Source organism: Aquimarina agarivorans, from assembly GCF_000218485.1.
In the GTDB taxonomy this organism is placed as follows: domain Bacteria; phylum Bacteroidota; class Bacteroidia; order Flavobacteriales; family Flavobacteriaceae; genus Aquimarina; species Aquimarina agarivorans.
Genome location: NZ_AFPB01000050.1, coordinates 1 through 779, shown reverse-complemented (window position 1 = coordinate 779; position 779 = coordinate 1). Strand labels below are relative to the sequence as shown.

At 27.9% G+C, this 779-nt stretch carries 1 protein-coding gene; it reads left to right on the top strand.

Annotated features, from left to right (window positions below; all coding sequences use genetic code 11):
* Window positions 1-86 precede the first annotated feature (86 nt).
* Window positions 87-764: a hypothetical protein gene (locus GMC_RS0102040; RefSeq protein ID WP_010520570.1), complete on the top strand. Its 678-nt coding sequence runs from the start codon at window positions 87-89 to the stop codon at window positions 762-764.
* The last annotated feature ends 15 nt before the right edge of the window (window positions 765-779 follow it).

The following is a 779-nucleotide window of genomic DNA, read 5'->3' as shown; positions in this document are numbered from 1 at the left end:
CATTATATAACAAAACATAGCTGCCCTTTTGGTCAGCAACGTTTGTTATATTTACCGTTGTGTTTAATCCTCAAAAAAAATCGAATTTGAAAGTATTAGTTTCAACATTATTAATTCTTACCAATATACTCTCCTCTATTGGTCAAGAAATTCAGATTATAAAAAAGACGGATAGTATTCCTAAAATAAAAGAGAAAGGACTAGCTTATATAAATCCAGAAACTAAGCTAAATGATTACTATTTCATTGCAAAAATCAAAATTGAATCAAATAATTTTAATACAATATTAAGTAAATTACAACGGGCTTCAATTGATTTGAATGCAAATGCGTTTAGATTAGTTGAAAAGGATATTTTCAATAATAAAACAAGTATAATTGTTGACTTATACGCTGCCAATTTGGATTTAGTGAAATCTAACTCTAAACTGAATGAATCCAATGTAATTTACTTTTTTGGTAATGACAGTAAAAATCAAAAAATTAAAATCAAAAAAACTAAAATTGAACTAAACCCTGGACAAATCTATCGATATGAAATACCTAAAAATGAAGAAATAAAAATTAACATAGGAGGAATTACTGGTGAAACGGTTTATCACAAATGGAAAGAAAATCAATCGGTAATTTTTTACGCATTTGGAGCAGGAAATCTGAGTACATCCGGAAATGGGTATTCAACCGTCAATCTGAATATCAATACTGGCAAAATATTTGAGTTAAAAACTGATTTCGCTAAGTTATTGATGGAGTTAAAAAAATGAATGGACTACACACAA